Source organism: Ochrobactrum sp. C6C9, from assembly GCF_022627935.1.
GTDB lineage: Bacteria > Pseudomonadota > Alphaproteobacteria > Rhizobiales > Rhizobiaceae > Brucella > Brucella teleogrylli.
Genome location: NZ_JABXGB010000138.1, coordinates 1 through 250 on the forward strand (window position 1 = coordinate 1; position 250 = coordinate 250).

Sequence of the window (250 nt, forward strand, 5' to 3'; positions counted from 1 at the left end):
CCGTGACACTGTCCGACGGGTCCACCCACCGCACGTCCTCGGTGATCGCGGCCGTGGGGTCGTGGGCACCCACGCTGGTGGGCGACCTGCTCGCGGAACGCGGGGCGCGCCTCCCGGCCCTCCGTGTCACGCAGGAGCAGCCCGCCCACTTCCCCAGCCACCTGCCGGACGAGGCCTGGCCGAGCTTTGTTCACTGGGCCGACGGGGACGACGTGTACGGCCTGCTGACCCCGGGCGAGGGCGTCAAGGT

At 73.6% G+C, this 250-nt stretch carries 1 protein-coding gene; it reads left to right on the plus strand.

Annotated elements, in window-relative coordinates; translation table 11 throughout:
* Positions 1–250: hypothetical protein (locus HWD97_RS24405; RefSeq protein ID WP_371835830.1), on the plus strand; the 250-nt coding region annotated here is incomplete at both ends.